Source organism: Streptomyces sp. NPDC051218 (genome assembly GCF_044455475.1).
In the GTDB taxonomy this organism is placed as follows: Bacteria; Actinomycetota; Actinomycetes; order Streptomycetales; family Streptomycetaceae; genus Streptomyces.
On the sequence record NZ_JBITEU010000001.1, the window covers coordinates 522,911 to 540,444 of the forward strand.

The 17,534-nt window shown below is 71.5% G+C and carries 13 protein-coding genes; 7 read left to right on the forward strand and 6 right to left on the reverse strand.

The window, feature by feature from the left end; all coding sequences use genetic code 11:
* Positions 1-207: 207 nt before the first annotated feature.
* The 3 genes from ACIBCK_RS02440 (at position 208) to ACIBCK_RS02450 (ending at position 3,724) form a co-directional block, all read left to right on the forward strand.
* Positions 208-1,479 carry a sensor histidine kinase gene (locus ACIBCK_RS02440; protein ID WP_399386210.1) on the forward strand — a complete coding sequence of 424 codons (1,272 nt, stop codon included), beginning with the start codon at positions 208-210 and terminating at the stop codon, positions 1,477-1,479.
* Complete coding sequence (locus tag ACIBCK_RS02445) at positions 1,464-2,114, forward strand: LuxR C-terminal-related transcriptional regulator (RefSeq protein ID WP_399386211.1); 651 nt, start codon at positions 1,464-1,466, stop codon at positions 2,112-2,114. Before ACIBCK_RS02440 ends, ACIBCK_RS02445 begins: the two co-directional genes overlap by 16 nt.
* Before the next feature lie 101 nt (positions 2,115-2,215).
* Entirely contained in the window at positions 2,216-3,724 is a 1,509-nt protein-coding gene (locus ACIBCK_RS02450) for a DUF1996 domain-containing protein (protein ID WP_399386212.1), read from the forward strand.
* A gap of 29 nt (positions 3,725-3,753) precedes the next feature.
* On the opposite strand, the gene ACIBCK_RS02455 is transcribed toward ACIBCK_RS02450, so the two are convergent.
* Positions 3,754-4,212, reverse strand: a complete 459-nt coding sequence (locus ACIBCK_RS02455) for a hypothetical protein (RefSeq protein ID WP_399386213.1) — start codon at positions 4,210-4,212, stop codon at positions 3,754-3,756.
* Positions 4,213-4,323: 111 nt separating this feature from the next.
* Here ACIBCK_RS02455 and ACIBCK_RS02460 point away from each other — a divergent pair, with 111 nt between their 5' ends.
* From ACIBCK_RS02460 to ACIBCK_RS02470, 3 genes are all read left to right on the forward strand, one after another.
* Positions 4,324-7,449 (forward strand): alpha-N-acetylglucosaminidase, encoded by a 3,126-nt coding sequence (locus ACIBCK_RS02460; protein ID WP_399386214.1) that lies wholly within the window; start codon positions 4,324-4,326, stop codon positions 7,447-7,449.
* Positions 7,450-8,131: 682 nt separating this feature from the next.
* A complete protein-coding gene (locus ACIBCK_RS02465; protein ID WP_399386215.1) occupies positions 8,132-8,623 on the forward strand; it encodes a tetratricopeptide repeat protein in 492 nt (163 codons plus the stop codon).
* Positions 8,624-8,644: 21 nt separating this feature from the next.
* On the forward strand, positions 8,645-10,561 hold the full coding sequence (locus ACIBCK_RS02470) for a hypothetical protein (protein ID WP_399386216.1): 1,917 nt from the start codon (positions 8,645-8,647) through the stop codon (positions 10,559-10,561).
* 3 nt (positions 10,562-10,564) lie between these two features.
* Here ACIBCK_RS02470 and ACIBCK_RS02475 read toward each other — a convergent pair whose 3' ends face one another.
* From ACIBCK_RS02475 to ACIBCK_RS02495, 5 genes are all read right to left on the reverse strand, one after another.
* Positions 10,565-11,083, reverse strand: coding sequence for a GNAT family N-acetyltransferase (locus ACIBCK_RS02475; protein WP_399386217.1), 519 nt, complete (start codon positions 11,081-11,083; stop codon positions 10,565-10,567).
* Entirely contained in the window at positions 11,080-11,784 is a 705-nt protein-coding gene (locus ACIBCK_RS02480) for a TetR/AcrR family transcriptional regulator (protein ID WP_399386218.1), read from the reverse strand. The genes ACIBCK_RS02475 and ACIBCK_RS02480 overlap by 4 nt, the downstream gene beginning before the upstream one ends.
* A gap of 76 nt (positions 11,785-11,860) precedes the next feature.
* Positions 11,861-12,931 carry a PDR/VanB family oxidoreductase gene (locus ACIBCK_RS02485; RefSeq protein WP_399386219.1) on the reverse strand — a complete coding sequence of 357 codons (1,071 nt, stop codon included), beginning with the start codon at positions 12,929-12,931 and terminating at the stop codon, positions 11,861-11,863.
* 1 nt (position 12,932) lies between these two features.
* Positions 12,933-13,859, reverse strand: a complete 927-nt coding sequence (locus ACIBCK_RS02490) for a metal-dependent hydrolase (protein WP_399386220.1) — start codon at positions 13,857-13,859, stop codon at positions 12,933-12,935.
* Between the two features lie 89 nt (positions 13,860-13,948).
* Complete coding sequence (locus tag ACIBCK_RS02495; protein WP_399386221.1) at positions 13,949-15,649, reverse strand: SpoIIE family protein phosphatase; 1,701 nt, start codon at positions 15,647-15,649, stop codon at positions 13,949-13,951.
* A gap of 218 nt (positions 15,650-15,867) precedes the next feature.
* Here ACIBCK_RS02495 and ACIBCK_RS02500 point away from each other — a divergent pair, with 218 nt between their 5' ends.
* The gene (locus ACIBCK_RS02500) at positions 15,868-17,517 is read left to right on the forward strand and encodes a glycoside hydrolase family 13 protein (protein WP_399387196.1); all 1,650 of its coding nucleotides are present in this window, start codon (positions 15,868-15,870) and stop codon (positions 17,515-17,517) included.
* Positions 17,518-17,534: the final 17 nt, after the last annotated feature.

Here is a 17,534-nt window from a genome sequence, read left to right on the forward strand (position 1 = left end):
CGTTGGATAAGCGGTTGATGACGTGGTCAACGCTAGAAATCCGGGGCCCGCCCGCCCAGCCGCCGAAGCCCCCACTGTCCGAAGCACAGGGCGAGGCACGGGGGTGTCGTCAGGTACACCCCCGGCTCGGGTGCCGGACCCAATGACCGGCGCCGATCCCTGCGGCGAGAATGTGGTCATGCCGCTGGGAGAGATGGGGAACAGAAAATGACGAGGGTCCGAGAATCCGTGATCGCGGGAGCCCGTGGGCTCTTCCTGTCGGTCATCATGCTCGCCGGTTCGATCACCCTCTTCGTGCTGTCGGTCCTGTCCATTTCCTTCATCACGCTGGGGATCGGCGTCTTCACGACTCCGCTGGTACTGACCGGCGTACGCAAGTGGGCCGACCTGCGCCGCGCCCAGGCCGGCGCGTGGTCGGACGTACACATCCCGCGTCCCTACCGCCCCCTCCCCACCAACCTGCGCGGTGGCGTCACCGGGCAGGTGGAGCGCACCTCGCTGATGCTGAAGGACCCGGCGACCTGGCGGGATCTGCAGTGGCTCCTCGTCGACATGACGGCCGGGTACGTGACGGTGATCTTCGCGCCGGCGCTGCTGCTCTACCCGCTGTACGGCTACGTCCTCGCGCTCGGCGTCTGGAAGCCGATCTACGACGCGGGCGGCGGCGAATGGTACGGCTTCATCCACGTCACCTCGCAGGGCTCCGCCAACATGGCGGCCCTGCTCGGCACCGCGCTCGGCGTCATCGGCATCCTCACCAGTCCGGTCATCCTCCGCGCCCACTTCCTCCTGAGCCGCACGCTGCTCGCGCCCACCTCCTCCATGCGGGAGCGTGAACTGGCCCGGCGCGTGGACCGGTTGACCGAGACCCGGCACGACGCCGTGGACTCGTCCGCGGCCGAGCTGCGCCGCATCGAGCGCGACCTGCACGACGGGGCGCAGGCCCGCCTGGTCGCGATGGGCATGGACCTCGGCACCATCGAGGCGATGATCGAGAAGGACCCGGCGAAGGCCAAGGAAATGATCGCCAAGGCCCGGCAGAACTCCGGCGAGGCACTGACCGAACTGCGCGACCTGGTCCGCGGCATCCACCCGCCGGTGCTCGCCGAGCGCGGACTCGGCGACGCGGTGAAGGCCCTCGCGCTGCGGCTTCCGGTGCAGACCGATGTGGACGTGGAGCTGTTCGGCCGGGCCGACGAGCCGGTGGAGTCGGCGGCGTACTTCGCGGTGAGCGAGGCACTGACCAACACCATCAAGCACGCGGGCGCGGACCGCGTCTGGGTGGACATCCACCACGCGGAGGGCATGCTGCGCATCGCGGTCACCGACAACGGCAAGGGCGGCGCGGCCATCGGGGCGGGGTCCGGGCTGAGCGGGATCGAACGCCGACTCGGTACATTCGACGGCGTACTGGCCGTCAGCAGTCCCGCGGGCGGCCCGACCATGGTGACCATGGAGATCCCTTGCGAGTTGTCCTAGCCGAAGATCTCTTCCTGCTGCGTGACGGCCTGGTCCGGATGCTGGAGGCATTCGACTTCGAGATCGCCGCCGCGGTCGAGACCGGGCCCGAACTCACCAAGGCCCTGGCCGAGTTGGAGCCGGACGTCGCCGTCGTGGACGTCCGGCTTCCGCCGTCCCACACGGACGAGGGACTCCAGTGCGCGCTCGCCGCGCGACGGGCGCGGCCGGGACTGCCCGTGCTCGTGCTCTCGCAGCACGTGGAGCAGCTGTACGCGCGCGAGCTGCTCGCCGACGGGAACGGCGGAGTCGGCTATCTCCTCAAGGACCGGGTCTTCGACGCCGACCAGTTCATCGACGCCGTACGCCGGGTCGCGGCGGGCGGCACCGCGATGGACCCGCAGGTGATCCAGCAGCTCCTGTCGCGGCGCTCGGCGGACCAGCCGCTGGGCAAGCTGACGCCGCGCGAGCGCGAGGTGCTCGAACTCATGGCGCAGGGGCGGTCGAACGCGGCGATCGCCGCGGAACTCGTCGTGACGGAGCGGGCGATCGCCAAGCACACGTCCAACATCTTCGGGAAGCTGGACCTTTCGGTCTCGGACGACGACAACCGGCGCGTTCTCGCCGTACTCGCCTATCTGGATCAAGGGCGCTGAATCGAGCGCGCCGAGCGGAACTCCGAAGATCGCCCGCGAAATCGCGGGAGGAATTCCGCGCGTGCTTGAACGGGGCCGCCTGCTGTTGCGTACGTAGTCTCATGGGACGCACACCACGACGCACATCACGAAAACGATCAAAACTCGCCGGGCGCGCGATCGCCGCCTCGGCGGCGCTAATCCTGGGCGGCGGCGGAATGGTCGCGGTGAATGTCTACGCGAACGCCGGGGAAAGCTCCGGTTCGCCGTCCGCCAGAACCCAGGCCGGCGAGCAGGGCGGCGGTCCGGGGGTGGGAATGGCCACCATCAGCTGCCCGGACGTCGGCACCCAGCTCTCGGACGTGCCGGACGGCGCCCGCGAGGACGTGGACCGGCGGCTCGCGGAGCTGGACAGCCAGATCACCGCCGCGTACGAGAAGTTCGCCGACGCGCGGAACACCGAGCAGGCCGAGGCCGTGCTCGACCCCTTGGAGCAGCAGCGGCGGCCGACCATCGAGGGCATCGGCTCGTCGATCGACCAGGCGGGCGGACAGCCGCCCCAGGGGATCGACGGCATGGCGCCGTGCACCATGCGGGCCGACGACGCGGCCGGCCAGCAGCAGCCTCCACAGGACGGGGGCGACGGCGGCGACGAGCAGCAGCCTCCGCAGGACGGCGGCGGCCAGGAGCAGCCCCCGGGTGACGGCGGCGAACAGGAGCAGCCGCCGGGCCAGCAGAACGGCAACGGTCCCGAGGCCGCCGACTTCGTGGACATCAACTCGGTCCAGCCCAACGTCAACCGCCCCGACCAACAGCGCGGTGCCTCGCGCGGCAGCTTCACCACGAAATGCGGGACGAACGAGAACGGCAAGTTCAATCCGGACAATGTCATCGCTGCGCCCGGCGTGAGCAATGGCGCACACCATATGCACGATTACGTCGGAAATCAGGCCACGGACGCTTTCTCCGGTGACGACGATCTCGCGAACGGCGACACCACGTGCCGGAATCAGGGGGACAAGTCAACCTATTACTGGCCGGTCCTGAGGCTGCAGAACGGGGAAGCCGAGAACGACGCCGAAGCGGACGGCGGCGGCAAGGACCAGAACGTCGGCCAGATCCAGACACCGACGTCGGTCACGCTGAAATTCGCCGGTAACCCGACGGGCAAGGTCGTCGCGATGCCGCGCTTCCTGCGCATCATCACCGGTGACGCCAAGTCGCTGACCAACGGCGACGCGAACGCCAACGCGTCGTGGAGCTGCACCGGCTTCGAGGACCGCCAGCTGAAGGACAAGTACCCGATCTGCCCCGAGGGCAGCCAGGTCGTCCGGACGTTCAACTTCCAGAGCTGCTGGGACGGCCAGAACACCGACAGCGCCAACCACCGTACGCACGTGGCCTTCGCCGACGAGGAGAGCGGCGCCTGCCCGCAGGGGTTCAAGGCCATCCCGCAGCTGGTCCAGCGCATCGTGTACGACGTGCCGCCGGGCCCGGGGTTCGCCGTCGACTCGTTCCCCGAGCAGCTGCACAAGCCCATCACCGACCACGGTGACTTCATCAACGTCTTCGACGAAGGGCTGATGAACCGCATGGCCAAGTGCATCAACAGCGGCCAGCGCTGCAACTGAGCCGAGCTGCCCCCCGTACCGCTGCGCGGTCAGCTCGTGTGGTGACCGGAGTGGCCCGAGTGCCCCGGGCTCTTGTCCTCGTGATCCCCACCACCGCTACTCCCCGAGTGGTGCGAGGACTTCTCCACCGTCCCACCGAGCCGGCCGCGCAGCCGCATGACCACTTTCTCGTCGCCGACCGCGATCCACTTCTTGCCGACGAGGTACGTACCGCCGTAATCGGTCGCCTCGTCGAACCATTCGGCCTGGCCACGGGCGTTCGTAAAGGTCACCAGGACGTAGCGGCGGGCACCTTTGTCACAGGTGGCCTGCCGCAGTTCCGCCGCGTCCGTCTGGATGTCCGGCTCGCATCGCGCCTTGGCCGCCAGCTGCTCCAGGCTGCCGCTCGCCGTGTCCGGCACCGCGTCGTCGCCGTCCGAGCCGCACGCCACGAGCATCAGCAGCAGTCCCGCGCCGATGCCCGCAAGCGTCCTTCGCGCTGCCTTCATCGTCCCACCAGTCCCTTCGGGCGAGGTGAACTCGCCATCTCCGTACGCACCGTTGAGCGCAGGGCGCCGCGCGGATACCGTGCGCCGCACCATTCGACCCAGGGGGTACACATGACCGATCCGTCCCGACGTTCCGTGCTCGGCACCGCCGGGGCCATCGGCCTCGGCGGTGCCGTCAGCGGGGTGGCGGTTCCGTCCCACGCCGCCGAGAGGCCCGTCCAGGGCCCCGCCTTCGCCCTCGATACGGATTCCGCGCGCTCAGCACTCAACAGACTTCTGCCGCATCACGCGGAACAGTTCCGTCTCAGACTCGTCCCCGCGAAGGGCGGCGCGGACCGTTTCCGGGTTTCGGGCACGACGGGGCGTGTCGATGTGTCCGGTACGACGCCCGCCGTGCTGCTCACCGGGGTCCACTGGTACCTCAAGTACGTCTGCGGGGCCCATATCGCCTGGAACGGCGACCAGTTGGACCTGCCGCGCCGCCTTCCCGCACCCTCGCGCCCGCTGGAGCGCTCCACCTCGCTCCCGCACCGGTTCGCCCTGAACGACACGAACGACGGGTACACCGCGCCGTACGCCGACTGGGCGTACTGGGAGCGGATGATCGACGTGCTCGCCCTGCACGGCTGCAACGAGGTCCTCGTGATCGCGGGGGCGGAGGCCGTCTACCACCGGGTGCTCCAGGACTTCGGCTACAGCGACGCCGAGGCACGCGCGTGGCTGCCGGCACCCTCGCACCAGGCGTGGTGGCTGCTGCAGAACCTGTCCGGTTACGGGGGCCCACTGTCACCCGAAGTCATCGCGGACCGGGCTGACTTGGGGCGCAAAATCGTGGGCCGGCTGCGTTCGCTGGGGATGGCGCCGGTGCTGCCCGGCTACTACGGGCACGTCCCCGACGGGTTCGTGGCACGCAACGGCGGGGACGCGCGGGTGGTGCCGCAGGGCACCTGGCACGGGTTCAAGCGGCCCGACTGGCTCGACCCGAGGACCTCGTCCTTCGCGAAGGTCGCCGCTTCCTTCTACCGGCACCAGGAGCAGCTCTTCGGGGCGGCCGACCACTTCAAGATGGACCTGCTGCACGAGGGCGGCACCGCGGGGGACGTCCCGGTGCCGGACGCGGCGCGCGGAGTCGAGACGGCCCTGCGCACGGCGCGGCCCGGCGCGACCTGGGTGATCCTCGGCTGGCAGGAGAACCCGCTGCCCGAGCTGCTCGACGCGATCGACCGGCGGCGGATGCTGATCGTGGACGGGGTATCCGACCGGTACGCGAGCGTCACCGACCGCGAGAAGGACTGGGGCGGCACGCCTTACGCGTTCGGGACCATCCCGAACTTCGGGGGCCGTACGACGATCGGCGCCCGCGCGCACATCTGGAACGACAAGTTCTTCGCATGGCGGGACAAGGGCGGCAGCGCGCTCGCGGGCACGGCCTTCATGCCGGAGGCGACGGACCGGGACCCGGCAGCATTCGAGCTCTTCTCCGAACTCGCCTGGTCAGGCTCGAAGTTGGACCTGAAGTCGTGGTTCGACGGGTACGCGGGCTTTCGCTACGGCGGCCGTGACGCCGATGCGCGCGGCGCGTGGCGGGCGTTGCACGACACCGCCTATCGGCACACCGCCATCGAGCGGAGCGACCCGCACGACTCACTCTTCGCGGCCCGCCCCGATTTGGCGGCGAACCGCGCCGCCGAGTACGCGCCGAGCGCCCTGACGTACGACCCTGGCCGCTTCGACGCGGCGTTCGCCGGGCTGCTCGGGGTCCGTGGGGCGCTGCGGGGCAGCGCCGCGTACCGGTACGACCTCGTGGACGTGGCCCGGCAGGCGCTGGCGCACCGGAGCCGGCAGTTGCTGCCGCAGCTTCGGGCGGCGTACGGGCGGGAGGACGCGGACACGTTCCGCGCGCTGTCGACGCTGTGGCTGCGGTTGATGCGGCTCTCGGACGAGGTGACGGGCACCAACTCCGCGTTCCTGCTGGGCCCTTGGGTGGAGTCGGCCAGACGGATGGGCACGAGTGATGCCGAACGGGCGGAGTTCGAGCGGACCGCGAAGGTACTCATCACGGTGTGGGGCGACCGGGCGACGTCCGACGGCGGCAAGCTGCACGAGTACGGGAACCGCGAATGGGCGGGCCTGATGGCCGACTTCTACGTGCCCCGCTGGCAGAAGTGGCTCGACGAGCTGGCCGACGCGTTGGCCGCGGGGCGTGAGCCGCGGGCGGTGGACTGGTTCGCGGTGGAGGAGCCGTGGACCCGGGAGCGCAAGGACTACCCCCTGCGGGGAACGGGCGACCCGTACCGCACGGCTTCACGGGTACGCGACGTGCTGGCCCGAGCTCCCTACCAAGGGTCTCTGGAGGTCGTCGCCGACCCGCCGTCGCTGCCGCCCGGCGGGCACGCGCGCCTGGAGACGGCCTTCCGCAACGTCAACGGCCTGCGGGCCACGGGCCGCGTCGACTTCCGGCTGACGGGGATCGACGCGGAGCCTTCCGGCCCGGTGTCGCTGCCGCGGGTCGCTCCGGCGGGCACGGGGAAGGTGGCGTGGCGCGTGAACGCGCCGGGTACGCCGCTGGACCGTCCGTTGCGGCCGCTTCCGTACGAGATCACTGTGCGGTACGGCCCTGCGGGCGAGCGGAGGATCGAGGCCGTGCACGAGGGGGTGCTGTTCGAGGCGGGTCCGGTGGGGGCGGGCTGGCGCCGCTACACCAACAACGCGGCGGTCTTCGGGGAGTTGAACGACCGCTACGCGATCAACGGAGCGGGCGCGGACCTGTGGAAGGGCACGACGGAGTTCGGCACGCTGTACCGGGAGGGCGCGCTGCGGGACGGGGTCACGGTGACGGTCGGGGTGGATTCCCAGGCGGTGACGGGCCCTTGGGCCAGGGCGGGCCTCGTCGCACGCAACGCGATGGGGGTGGCCGGCTCCCCGGGCTTCGTCAACTTGGCGGTCACCCCGGCGAACGGGGTGGTCCTCTCCTACGACACGAACGGCGACGGAACCCTGGACACGTACCAGCGCGTCACGGGGATCAAGGCGCCGGTGCTGCTGCGTCTGACGCGAGAGGGCGAGACGCTCACGGGTTCCTTCTCGACGGACGCCGGGGCCAACTGGCGGGTGGTGGCGAGTGTGCCGGTGGCGGGGGTTGCGGCGGCGCAGGATGTGGGGCTGTTCATGAGCGCGACCAATGGGGGCGGCGGGGGGCGGGGGACGGTGGAGTTCAGCGGGTGGGGGGTGTCTTGAGGGGGGTCTGCGGGTTCCCTGCGGGCTGGGCGGGGCGGCACTCTCGTGGGGCGGGGCCGCCGGTATGAAACCGGCACGTCCTCTCGCGAGCGTTGCCGACTGCGGGGGCGTGCGGCTTCGGATCCTGTCCGTGTATGGGTGCGGGGCCGCGCCGGTATGTCCGTCCTCGCTATCGTCCGGTGGCCGTTGGGCTGCTTCGGCTCCGGAGCGCCGCGAACCGTGCTCCGGGCAGACATACCGACACGTCCCCTCCCGTGCGCTGCCGACTCCGGGTGCGTAGGACTTCGGAGCCTGCCGGTGTATGGGTGCGGGGCCGCGCCGGTATGTCCGTCCTCGCTATCGTCCGGTGGGCGCTGGGTTGCTTCGGCCCCGGAGCGCCGCGAACCGTGCTCCGGGCAGACATACCGACACGTCCCCTCCCGTCTCACTGCCGACTGCGGCCGGGTGGCACTGCCCCACCACGCCACCCACTAATGTCCCCCACTCGCCCCGCCGGGCCGTCCCCCTAACCCACCCATCCGCCTTCTCCCCTCCCCACCCCGTCACCGCGGGGTAATCGGGCAGGTGGGCGGGAAAGGCTTGTTCGGTGCGAGGTGGATGCGGGGGTTCGGGTGGGTGGGTGGGTGGGAGAGGTTGTTTGGGGGGCCCGCCCCGCTTCGTCGCGGCGTGCGACAGTGTGGCCATGGATATTGCGTGGGAGCGGCGTGTGGCCGAGGCTTGGGCCTCGGTGGAGGCGTACGACGGACGGGGCGAGGAGTTCCGGGGGATCATTGACGCCCTCGTCGAGGAGTTGCCGGACGGCAGTCCCCTCGCGCCCTTCGAACGGGCCTGCGCCTTCGACTCCACCGGTCACTCCGATCGCGCCGTGCCCTTGTACAGGGAAGCGCTGGAGAAAGGGCTCGACGGGTACCGGCGGCGGCGCACTCTCATTCAACTCAGCAGCTCTCTGCGGAACATTGGGAAGGCAGAGGAAGGCGTCGCTCTGCTCGAAGCCGAACTCGATGCCCCGAGCGATGAATTGGACGATGCCGTGCGTGCCACCCTTGCTCTCTGCCTCGCCAGTCTCGGGCGGGAGAGAGAAGGCCTGGCCCTGGTGCTCGGCGCCCTCGCGCCCCACCTCCCGCGCTACCAGCGGTCGATGGGCAACTATGCTCGACAGCTCACAGAGAGGTGACCATCCGACGATTCGCTCGTTTTGCTGAACGTGTCGTCGAATGTGAAGTCCCCCTCCCCGCCGCATGAACTCTCCGGCGTCGTCGATGTCGAGCAGGCCGAAGCCGCCCTCGTCGAGCACTACCCGCGCCTGGTACGGCTCGCCTACCTGGTCCTTCCGCCCAGCCTCGGGCGCAACCGGCGGGTCCTGACCGCCCACGCCCTGACCCAGCGCGCGCTGCCCCGCAGCCGCAGGTCGGGTGACGCGGAGGTCATCCCGGAGCAGCGTTCGGGCGACGGGCGGGGCGGCGACCCCGGGTACGCGTACGTACGGCTGCGCGTCGTCGCCACCGCCCTCGACGCGGGACTTCCGCTCAAGCGCAAGGCCTGGCCCAAGCGCGCCCAGCTGCCGCCGCTGCTGCCGCACGTCTGGGGGCTGAGGCTCTTCCCGCGGTCGGGAGGCGCCGACGAACTCGCCCTGGACCAGCGGCTCTCGGCGCTCTCGGGACCCGCCCGCGCCGCGTACGTGCTGCGCGGCCTCGAGCGCCTCGCCGACGGCGATGTCACCAAGGTGCTCGCCGCCGCCGGTGTCGGAGAGCCGGCGGACGCGCTCGCGGAGGCGGACGGCGTCGACGCGGCGTACGAACTGCTCAGGTCACCCGAGTTCGACCCCTGCTCGCTCCAGGCGCGGCCCACCGATCTGATGCGCCGCAGGCAGCACATGAAGGCCGCCGGCGTCGCGCTGGCCGCCGCCCTGGTGTGCGGGGCGCTGCTCGGCCTGCCGGGCGACGGGTGGGGGCCCGACGGCGCCGCCGCGCCCGCCTACGCGCAGAACCCCGCGGGGCAGGCCGCTCTCGACCCCGGGCAGGTGACGAAGGTCGCGGGCGGTGCGTGGAAGAAGTCCGCCCGCGCGGACTTCTCCGTGTGGCCCGCCAGGGGCGCGCTCGTCGACGACGACGCCCTGCTGCGGCGGGCCCTGGCCGTCTGGGCGCGGCCCGGTGAGTCGGTGCAGGTCTCCGCCACCCCGGGCACCGCGGCAGGGGCGCCTCCCGGCCCCGCGCAGCTGCTCTTCGCCGGAGAGGTCGACGCGGCCCGGGTCGTGCTGCTGTACGACGGACTGCGCGTCGTGCGGTACGCCGAGCCCAAGGAGGGCACCAGCGCCGCCGCGCTCGACTTCGCCCGCGTGGACGGCGCCACCAGCGCCGAGGCCGGAGCCCTGGTGGTGAACCGGGTCGACGGCAACGTCCGTTATCTGACCGCGCCTTGGGTGGGCGGCGTCGCCGTACGCGATCTGCTGAAGCCCCAGGAAGGCGCCGATGCCCTGAAGCGGGACGGCGACGGTGTCACGGAGCCGCTCGCGAGTCCGGCGCAGGCCCGCGCGTGCACCTCGTGGAACGTTCTCCAGCTGCGGGACGACAGCGGGGTGAACCGTCTCTCCACCGACCTCGGCGAACTCGTCCCCGCCCATCTCACCGCGGGCCGCCCGCAGGCCCCGCGCGAGGCCACGGCCGCGAACTGGTCGTCGGCAGCCTGCTCGCTGGCCGCGGCGCGCTCGAACGGCGTGCGGTCGGTGAACTCCTGGCAGTACGCGCGCCAGGCGCTGCCCGAGGCGAACGGCCCGGCCGCCTGGCTCTGCACCCGGGCCGACACATGGCGGGGTGACGGCGGCCTGGCCCTCGCGCAGTTCCAGGCCGCGGGTTCGGCGGCCGTGGCGGCGAAGGCGCAGGACTCCGCGGCGTGCGGGCCGCGGGAGCCCTCGGTGCTCGCGGGGGTGCGGTGGAAGTCCCGGGGCGGGAACTGGTACCTGCTGGGAGGCGGCAGCAAGGACGTCGTCTCGCTCCGGGCGTCCGGCGGGTCCCAGACCCCCGGCAACACCGTGGCCGCGCCCATGCAGCGGGGCACTCGCACCGGGCTCACCGGGCGCCTCGCGGACGGCTCGAAGGTGTCGACCCTGCGTTGATCCTCAGGCGTCGGACGGGCGCGGCTCCCGCAGATCCTTCTCCAGGAGCAGCACGCCGTACGTGCTCCCGTCCGCCGCCACCTTCCCCGGCAGCTCCCCCACGACCGTGTAACCCGCCGCCTCGTAGTACTCCCGCAGGCGCGGGTTGGTCGACACGCAGTCGAGGCGGCAGCGCCCACGGCCCGCCGCCGCGATGCGCCGCTCCGCGCGGGCCAGCATCGCGCGGCCCGTTCCGGCGGGGGCGCCGCGCCGCGTCATCAGGCGGTGCACGTAGCCCGCGACGGGCGGCTGTTCACCCCAGGCGGGCTCATCCGCCCACCACACCTCGTAGGCCCCGGTGACCGCCTCACCGTCGTACGCGATCCAGACCTCGTCCGACGCGATCCGCCCCCGGAAGTGCTCCGCGCCCTTCTCGCCCGGCTTCCACTGGTCGATCCCCCGGCCCTGCATCCAGTGCGCGGCAGCATCGTAGAGGGCGACGAGGGTCGGGATGTCCTCTTCGCCTGCGAGGCGGTGGGTCAACTGTTCTGCTCCTGGGGTGCGAGGCCGATCAGGCGGGTGACGAGCTCGGCGAAGGGGCCGTCCGGCGGCTCCTCGGCGAGGATGCGGCGCAGGATCGCGGCCATCTCGTCGTCGTACGCGGCGCTCACGGCCGCGAGCGCCGCGAAGTCGTGCACCAGTTGCAGTTCGAGCTCCGCGCGCGGGATGCGGCGTCCGTCGAGCCAGATGAGCGCCGTGGACTCGGCGAGCGAGATCCAGGAGCGCACCACCAGCTCCAGCCTGGCGGGCGGGTCCGTGATGTTCAGGTGCGTGAGGATCTGGATGTACGCCGCCTGCCGCACCGAGTCGATCAGCGCGTTGGTGGTGGAGGACCCGACGGCGGGGCCACCGCGCATCAGCGCCGAGAATCCAGGGCCGTGGCCGTCCACGAAGTCCAGGAAGCGGCCCATCACCCGCAGCAGCCGCACGCCCAGCGGGCCTTCCCTCGGTTCCACGAAGCGTTCGGCGAGGTCGTCCGCAGCCCGCTGCAACGCCGCTTCGTACAGGCTGAGTTTGCCCGGGAAGTAGTGGTAGACCAGCGGTCGCGAGATGCCCGCGGCCGCCGCTATCTCGTCGATGGACACATCGTCGGGCGAGCGGTGGCTGAACAGGTCGAGCGCGACCCCGATCAACTGCTGCCGCCGCTCCTCGACACCCATTCTGCGGCGCACCCCGGTAGTCATGCGAACACCTTACCGAGCAGATCCGGCCGTCCAAGGGGCCGGTCCACCCGAACCGTTCACATCTCTCGCTCCGGCCTCACATGTCGAGGACGATTCGGTCACCACTCGACCTCGACACACAGATCAGCATGGAGTCGGCCCGCTCGGCGTCGTCGAGCAGTTCGTCCCGGTGGTCGATCTCCCCTTCCAGGACCCGCTGTTGGCACGTTCCGCAGAATCCCTGCTCGCAGGAGTACGCGGTGTTGGGCAGCTCGGCGCGCACCGCGGTCAGGACCGTGGTGTCCGCGGCCACGGTGAGGGTCCGCCCGCTGCGGCGCAGCTCCACCTCGAAGGCGCCGTTGCCCTGTGTGGACGTGTGCGGCGTGAAGCGTTCCAGGTGCAGCGCGACCCCTTCCGGGAGCGCCGCCGCCACCGCCTCCATCAGACCCTCGGGGCCGCAGACGTGGACCGCGGTGGAGGGCGCCAGGTCCGTGAGGAAGGCGGCGAGGTCGGGGCGGCCGCCCTCGTCATCGGCGACGACGGTGAGCCTGCCCGCCGTCGTGCCCGCCAGTTTCTCCACGTCCTCCAGGAACGGCATCGAGGCCCGGGAGCGACCCCCGTACAGGAGCCGCCATGTGTGGCCGGCGGCCTCAACTGCCCGCAGCATGGGGAGGATCGGGGTGATGCCGATGCCGCCCGCCACGAAGACGTACGCGTCGGCGTCGGCCAGCGGGAAGCGGTTGCGCGGGCCGCGCACCTCGACCTCCATGCCCTCCCGGAGCTGCTCGTGCACCTCGCGCGAGCCGCCCCGGCCGCCCTGTTCCGCACCGATGAGGCGGGTCGCGACGGTGTAGGAGGAGGTGTCCTCCGGGTCCCCGCACAGCGAGTACTGGCGCACGAGGCCGGAAGGGAGGACCAGGTCCAGGTGGGCACCCGGCTCCCAGACGGGCAAGTGGTCACCTTCGAGGCGCAGTTGCACGACCCCTTCGGCGACCGTCTCGCGCCGGGTGACGAGGAGGCGCAGCGCCCGGGAGCGCGGGCGGCCCGAGACCGGCTCCTCCAGGGCGGGCAGCGGCCAGAGCGGGGAGGCGTCGATGCGGCGCCGCATGGCCCGCTTGGCGAGCAGGGCGGCCCCCGTGACGAGCAGGACGGTGCGCATGCGGGGCATGTCAGCGCGCCCCCTTCGGCAGCGATTGGGTCGCGGTCTCGGCGGCGGTGGCCGCCGGGGACGAGGCGAGGTAGGCGACGGCCTGGGCGGTGCTGCCCTCGTGGGAGGGGTGGTAGGCGCGGCTCAGATAGCGCGGGATGGAGCGGATCATGTCCTGCGTCGTGGGCAGCGTGCCCTGCTTGCCGCCTTGGTAGAAGTCCTTGAACGACGCCTTGCCGCCGATGAGTGTCGGGTCGTTCTCCATGAAGAAGCGCGCGCCGCGCTGCCACAGGAAGACCAGGGCGGTGAACGCCGTGGCCCAGGTGCGAGCGCGGCGGCGGTAGCTGCCGTCGACGTGCATGAAGAGCTCGAAGGCGACGGAGCGGTGCTCGACCTCTTCGGCGCCGTGCCAGCGCAGCAGGTCCAGCATCGTGGGGTCGGCGCCCCTGCGGTCCAACTCGTCGGCGTTCAGGACCCAGTTGCCGAGGAAGGCGGTGTAGTGCTCGATGGCCGCGATCATCGCGACGCGTTCCATCAGCCACCACTTGCGGGCCTTGCCCGGCGGCAGCGTCCTGTCGCCGAGCATCTTCTCGAAGAGCCAGTCGACCTGGGCGGTGTAGGGCGTGGGGTCGAGTCCCTGCTCCTTGAGGTGCGGCAGGACCTCGTCGTGGGCCTGCGCGTGCATCGCCTCCTGGCCGATGAAGCCGATCACGTCCTCGCGGAGCCGGTCGTCACGGATGTACGGCAGGACCTGCTTGTACACGTGGACGAACCAGCGTTCGCCCGCCGGGAGAAGCAGATGCAGCACGTTGATCGTGTGCGTGGCGAAGGGATCGCCCGGCACCCAGTGCAGCGGGGTGTCCTCCCAGGAGAAGGAGACTTTGCGTGCCTTGAGCGGTATGTGCTCGGACGCGACGGGCTTCGGCTCCCGGCTCTGCGTATTAGACATGGCGTCAATGTACTGACGGGTAGGCGTGTGGGTACAGGTCCGTGCGTCGGTTAATTCGGCAGTGATTTCGAGCGGTACGCGCGTGCGGGTCAGATCGTCCTGCGCAGCGCGAGGAGAGCGATGTCGTCGTCGCGTTCGTGCCCGAAGCACGCGAGGAGCGTGTCGCACAGGTCCGCGACGCCGCGCGGCGCGCCCGCCGCCGCGATCCGCAGCTGCTCCATCGACACCGCGAGGTCCATGCCCCGCGTCTCGATGAGCCCGTCCGTGACCATCAGCAGACGCTCGTTGCGCTCCAGGGTCACCACACTCGGCTGCGGCCGGGCGAGGCCGAGACCGAGGAGCGGCCCCCGCACGTCGACGTACGCGGCCGTGCCCTCGTCCCGCACCACGAGCGGCGGGATGTGCCCCGCGTTGGCGATCCGGGTGTGCCCGGTCGCCGGATCGACCAGGCTCAGGCACATCGTGGCCGTCACGCCCGGGTGGTAGTGCTGCAGCATCCGGTCCAGGCGCCCGGCGAGCGCGCCGGGGTCGGGGTCCTCGACGCAGTACGCCCGCAGCGCGTGCCGGATCTCGACCATCACCGTGGCCGCCTCCAGCGAGTGCCCGACGACGTCACCGATGCCGGTCAGGACACCGCCGGGCACCGGAAGCGCCGCGTAGAAGTCCCCGCCGATCTCCGTCTGGCGCGAGGCGGGTTCGTAACGGACGACGACGTCCGCGCCGGGCAGCTCGGGCAGCTTCGACGGCAGGAAGCTGCGCTGAAGGGTCAGCGCGACATGGCGCTCCTCCTCGTACATCAGGAGCGGTTCGGCGGCCAGCGCGGTGGCGTGGGCGAGCCGCTCGACGAGGTGCCCCGTCTCGTCGGAGAGGCCCTCGCGGTACGCGGGTGTCGCGAGGCACACCAGTGTGCGCCCCTCGGTCAGGCGCGCCAGGACGAGGTCGGCCTCCTCCGGCGTCCCGTCGCTCCACTGTCCGGCGCCCCCCACCGAGCGGAAGAACCCCGCGGGCCACAGCGGGGCGGGCACGACCGTGTGCCGCACGCCCGTACGCCCCGACATGACGCGCCGCATCAGGCGGGCCACCGCCTCGTGCGCCCCGGGATCCGGCAGCGAAGCGGCGGCCCTGCGCCGGGAGAGCCCCCGGTGGATCTCCCCGTCCCCGCCGAGCACGAACACCGTCGCAGGGGCCTCGGTCAGCCGCTCCGTGCCCGTGGCCGCCGCGTCCGCGAGCTCGCCGAGGCAGCGCGCGGACTGCACGGACAGGATCGTCCCGGCGAGCAACGCGAGTCGGCCCGCCCGTAGTTGGGCGTCACTGCGGGAGCGTGCCCCGCGCGCGGCGGCCCGTACGACCGCCTGGATCTCCTCCGGTTCTGCGGGCACCGTCAGATAGGACTCGCCACCCGCGTCGAGCCCCCTGCACCGGTCGGCGGGCGGGCGGGCCGCCGCAGAGAAGTGGATGACGGGCAGGCTGGCGATGGGCGGTAACTGTTTGATGCGGCGGCAGAGTTCGTAACCGCTCATGTCGGGCAGGCCGACGTCGACCAGCGCCACGTCCGGCAGGTCACCGGCCCGCATCCGCACGTCGAGTTCGATCAGCGCCTCGCTGGCGCTCGCGGCGAGCAGGACCCGATGGCCGTCCCTGCGCAGCACGGCACTCAGCGCGTACCTGCTCGCAGGCACGTCGTCGACGATCAGGACCGTGCTGACTGTGTTCACTGCCTTGCCCTTGACGCTCACGCGGGACAGCCCCTCGGCGCAGAACGGGGGCAGGCCGACTCGTGCCTGCCCCATCAAGTTAGCGCGCCGGGACACCCCCCGGGGGCAAGTCGGCGGCAGGACGCCCGGAACGGTGGAGGTCGTCGAACTCACCTCACGTGCGACAAGCCCGACAGTAGAATTTTCGACTTCGTCCTGTTCGGGGACCGAGCGAGGGGGACACCCTCGTGACCTTCGCCTTCCGCGGGACGTTCAAGGGAGTGCCGCCCACCCCCGCACTCCTGAGGGACTTCATGACCCAGCACGTCACCGCCGCCCTTCCCGCAGACGCACCGGCCGACGGCTCCGCTCCCCGTGAGTGGTGGCGCGACGCCGTCATCTACCAGGTGTATCCGCGCAGCTTCGCCGACGGCAACGGCGACGGCATGGGCGACCTGCCCGGCGTCACGGCCCGCCTGCCCTACCTGAAGCGGCTCGGTGTCGACGCCGTCTGGCTCTCGCCCTTCTACGCGTCCCCGCAGGCCGACGCCGGGTACGACGTGGCCGACTACCGTGCGGTCGACCCCATGTTCGGCACCCTGCCGGACGCCGACGCACTCGTACGGGAAGCGCACGCGCTCGGGCTGCGGGTGCTCGTCGACCTGGTGCCCAACCACTGCTCGGACCAGCACGCGTGGTTCAAGCAGGCGGTGCGCGAGGGCGAGGGTTCCCCAGTGCGCGAACGCTTCCACTTCCGGCCCGGCAAGGGCGAGGACGGGCAACTGCCGCCCAACGACTGGGAGTCCGTCTTCGGCGGGCCCGCCTGGACGCGTGTCGCGGACGGCGAGTGGTACCTCCATCTCTTCGCGCCCGAGCAGCCCGACTTCAACTGGGACCACCCGGCGGTGCACGAGGAGTTCCGCTCCATCCTGCGCTACTGGCTCGACCTCGGCATCGACGGTTTCCGCATCGACGTGGCCCACGGCCTGGTGAAGGCGGCGGGCCTGCCCGACATCGGCCACGAGGAGCAGGTGAAGCTGCTCGGCAAGCAGTCCGTCCCCTACTTCGACCAGGACGGCGTGCACGAGATCTACCGCAGCTGGCGGCGGATCCTCCAGGAGTACCCCGGCGAGCGCATCGCCGTCGCCGAGGCGTGGACGCCGACGGTGGAACGCAGCGCGCGCTACCTGCGCCCCGGCGAGCTGCACCAGGCCTTCAACTTCGAGTATCTGACGTCCGCTTGGGACGCGCCCGCGCTGCGCGCCGTCATCGACCGCTCCCTCGACGCGATGAACGCCGTGGGGGCGCCCGCCACCTGGGTGCTCTCCAACCACGACGTCGTACGCCACTCCACCCGCCTCGCCGAAGGCGACGCGGCGCGCGGCCTGCGCCGGGCGAAGGCGGCCACGCTCCTGATGCTGGCGCTGCCCGGCTCGGCGTACATCTACCAGGGTGAGGAGCTCGGCCTGCCCGAGGTGACGGAGCTGCCGGACGAGGTGCGCCAGGACCCGGCGTTCTTCCGCAGCACGGGGCAGGACGGGACGCGGGACGGCTGCCGGGTTCCGCTGCCGTGGTCAGGGGACCGGGCGCCGTTCGGCTTCGGGCCCGTCGATGGCGGACCGAGCTGGCTGCCGCAGCCCGCCGGCTGGAAGGACCTCACGGTCGAGGCCCAGGACGGCGACCCCGCGTCGACCCTGGAGTTCTACCGCAGGGCGCTCGCGGTGCGCCGCGAGCACCCGGCGCTCGGCGCGGGCAGCGACGTGGAGTGGCTCGACGCGCCCGAGGGAGTCCTGTCCTTCCGCCGTACGAGCCCCGGGGGTTCGATGGTCTGCACGGTGAACCTCACCGCCGCCCCTGTCACGGTCCCCTCCCCCGGCACGGTGCTCCTGTCGAGCGCCGGCACGACGCCCGGCGCGGACGGGACGGTCCTGCCCGCGGATTCAACGGTCTGGTGGGCAGCCTGAGATGTGACCGGTACAGT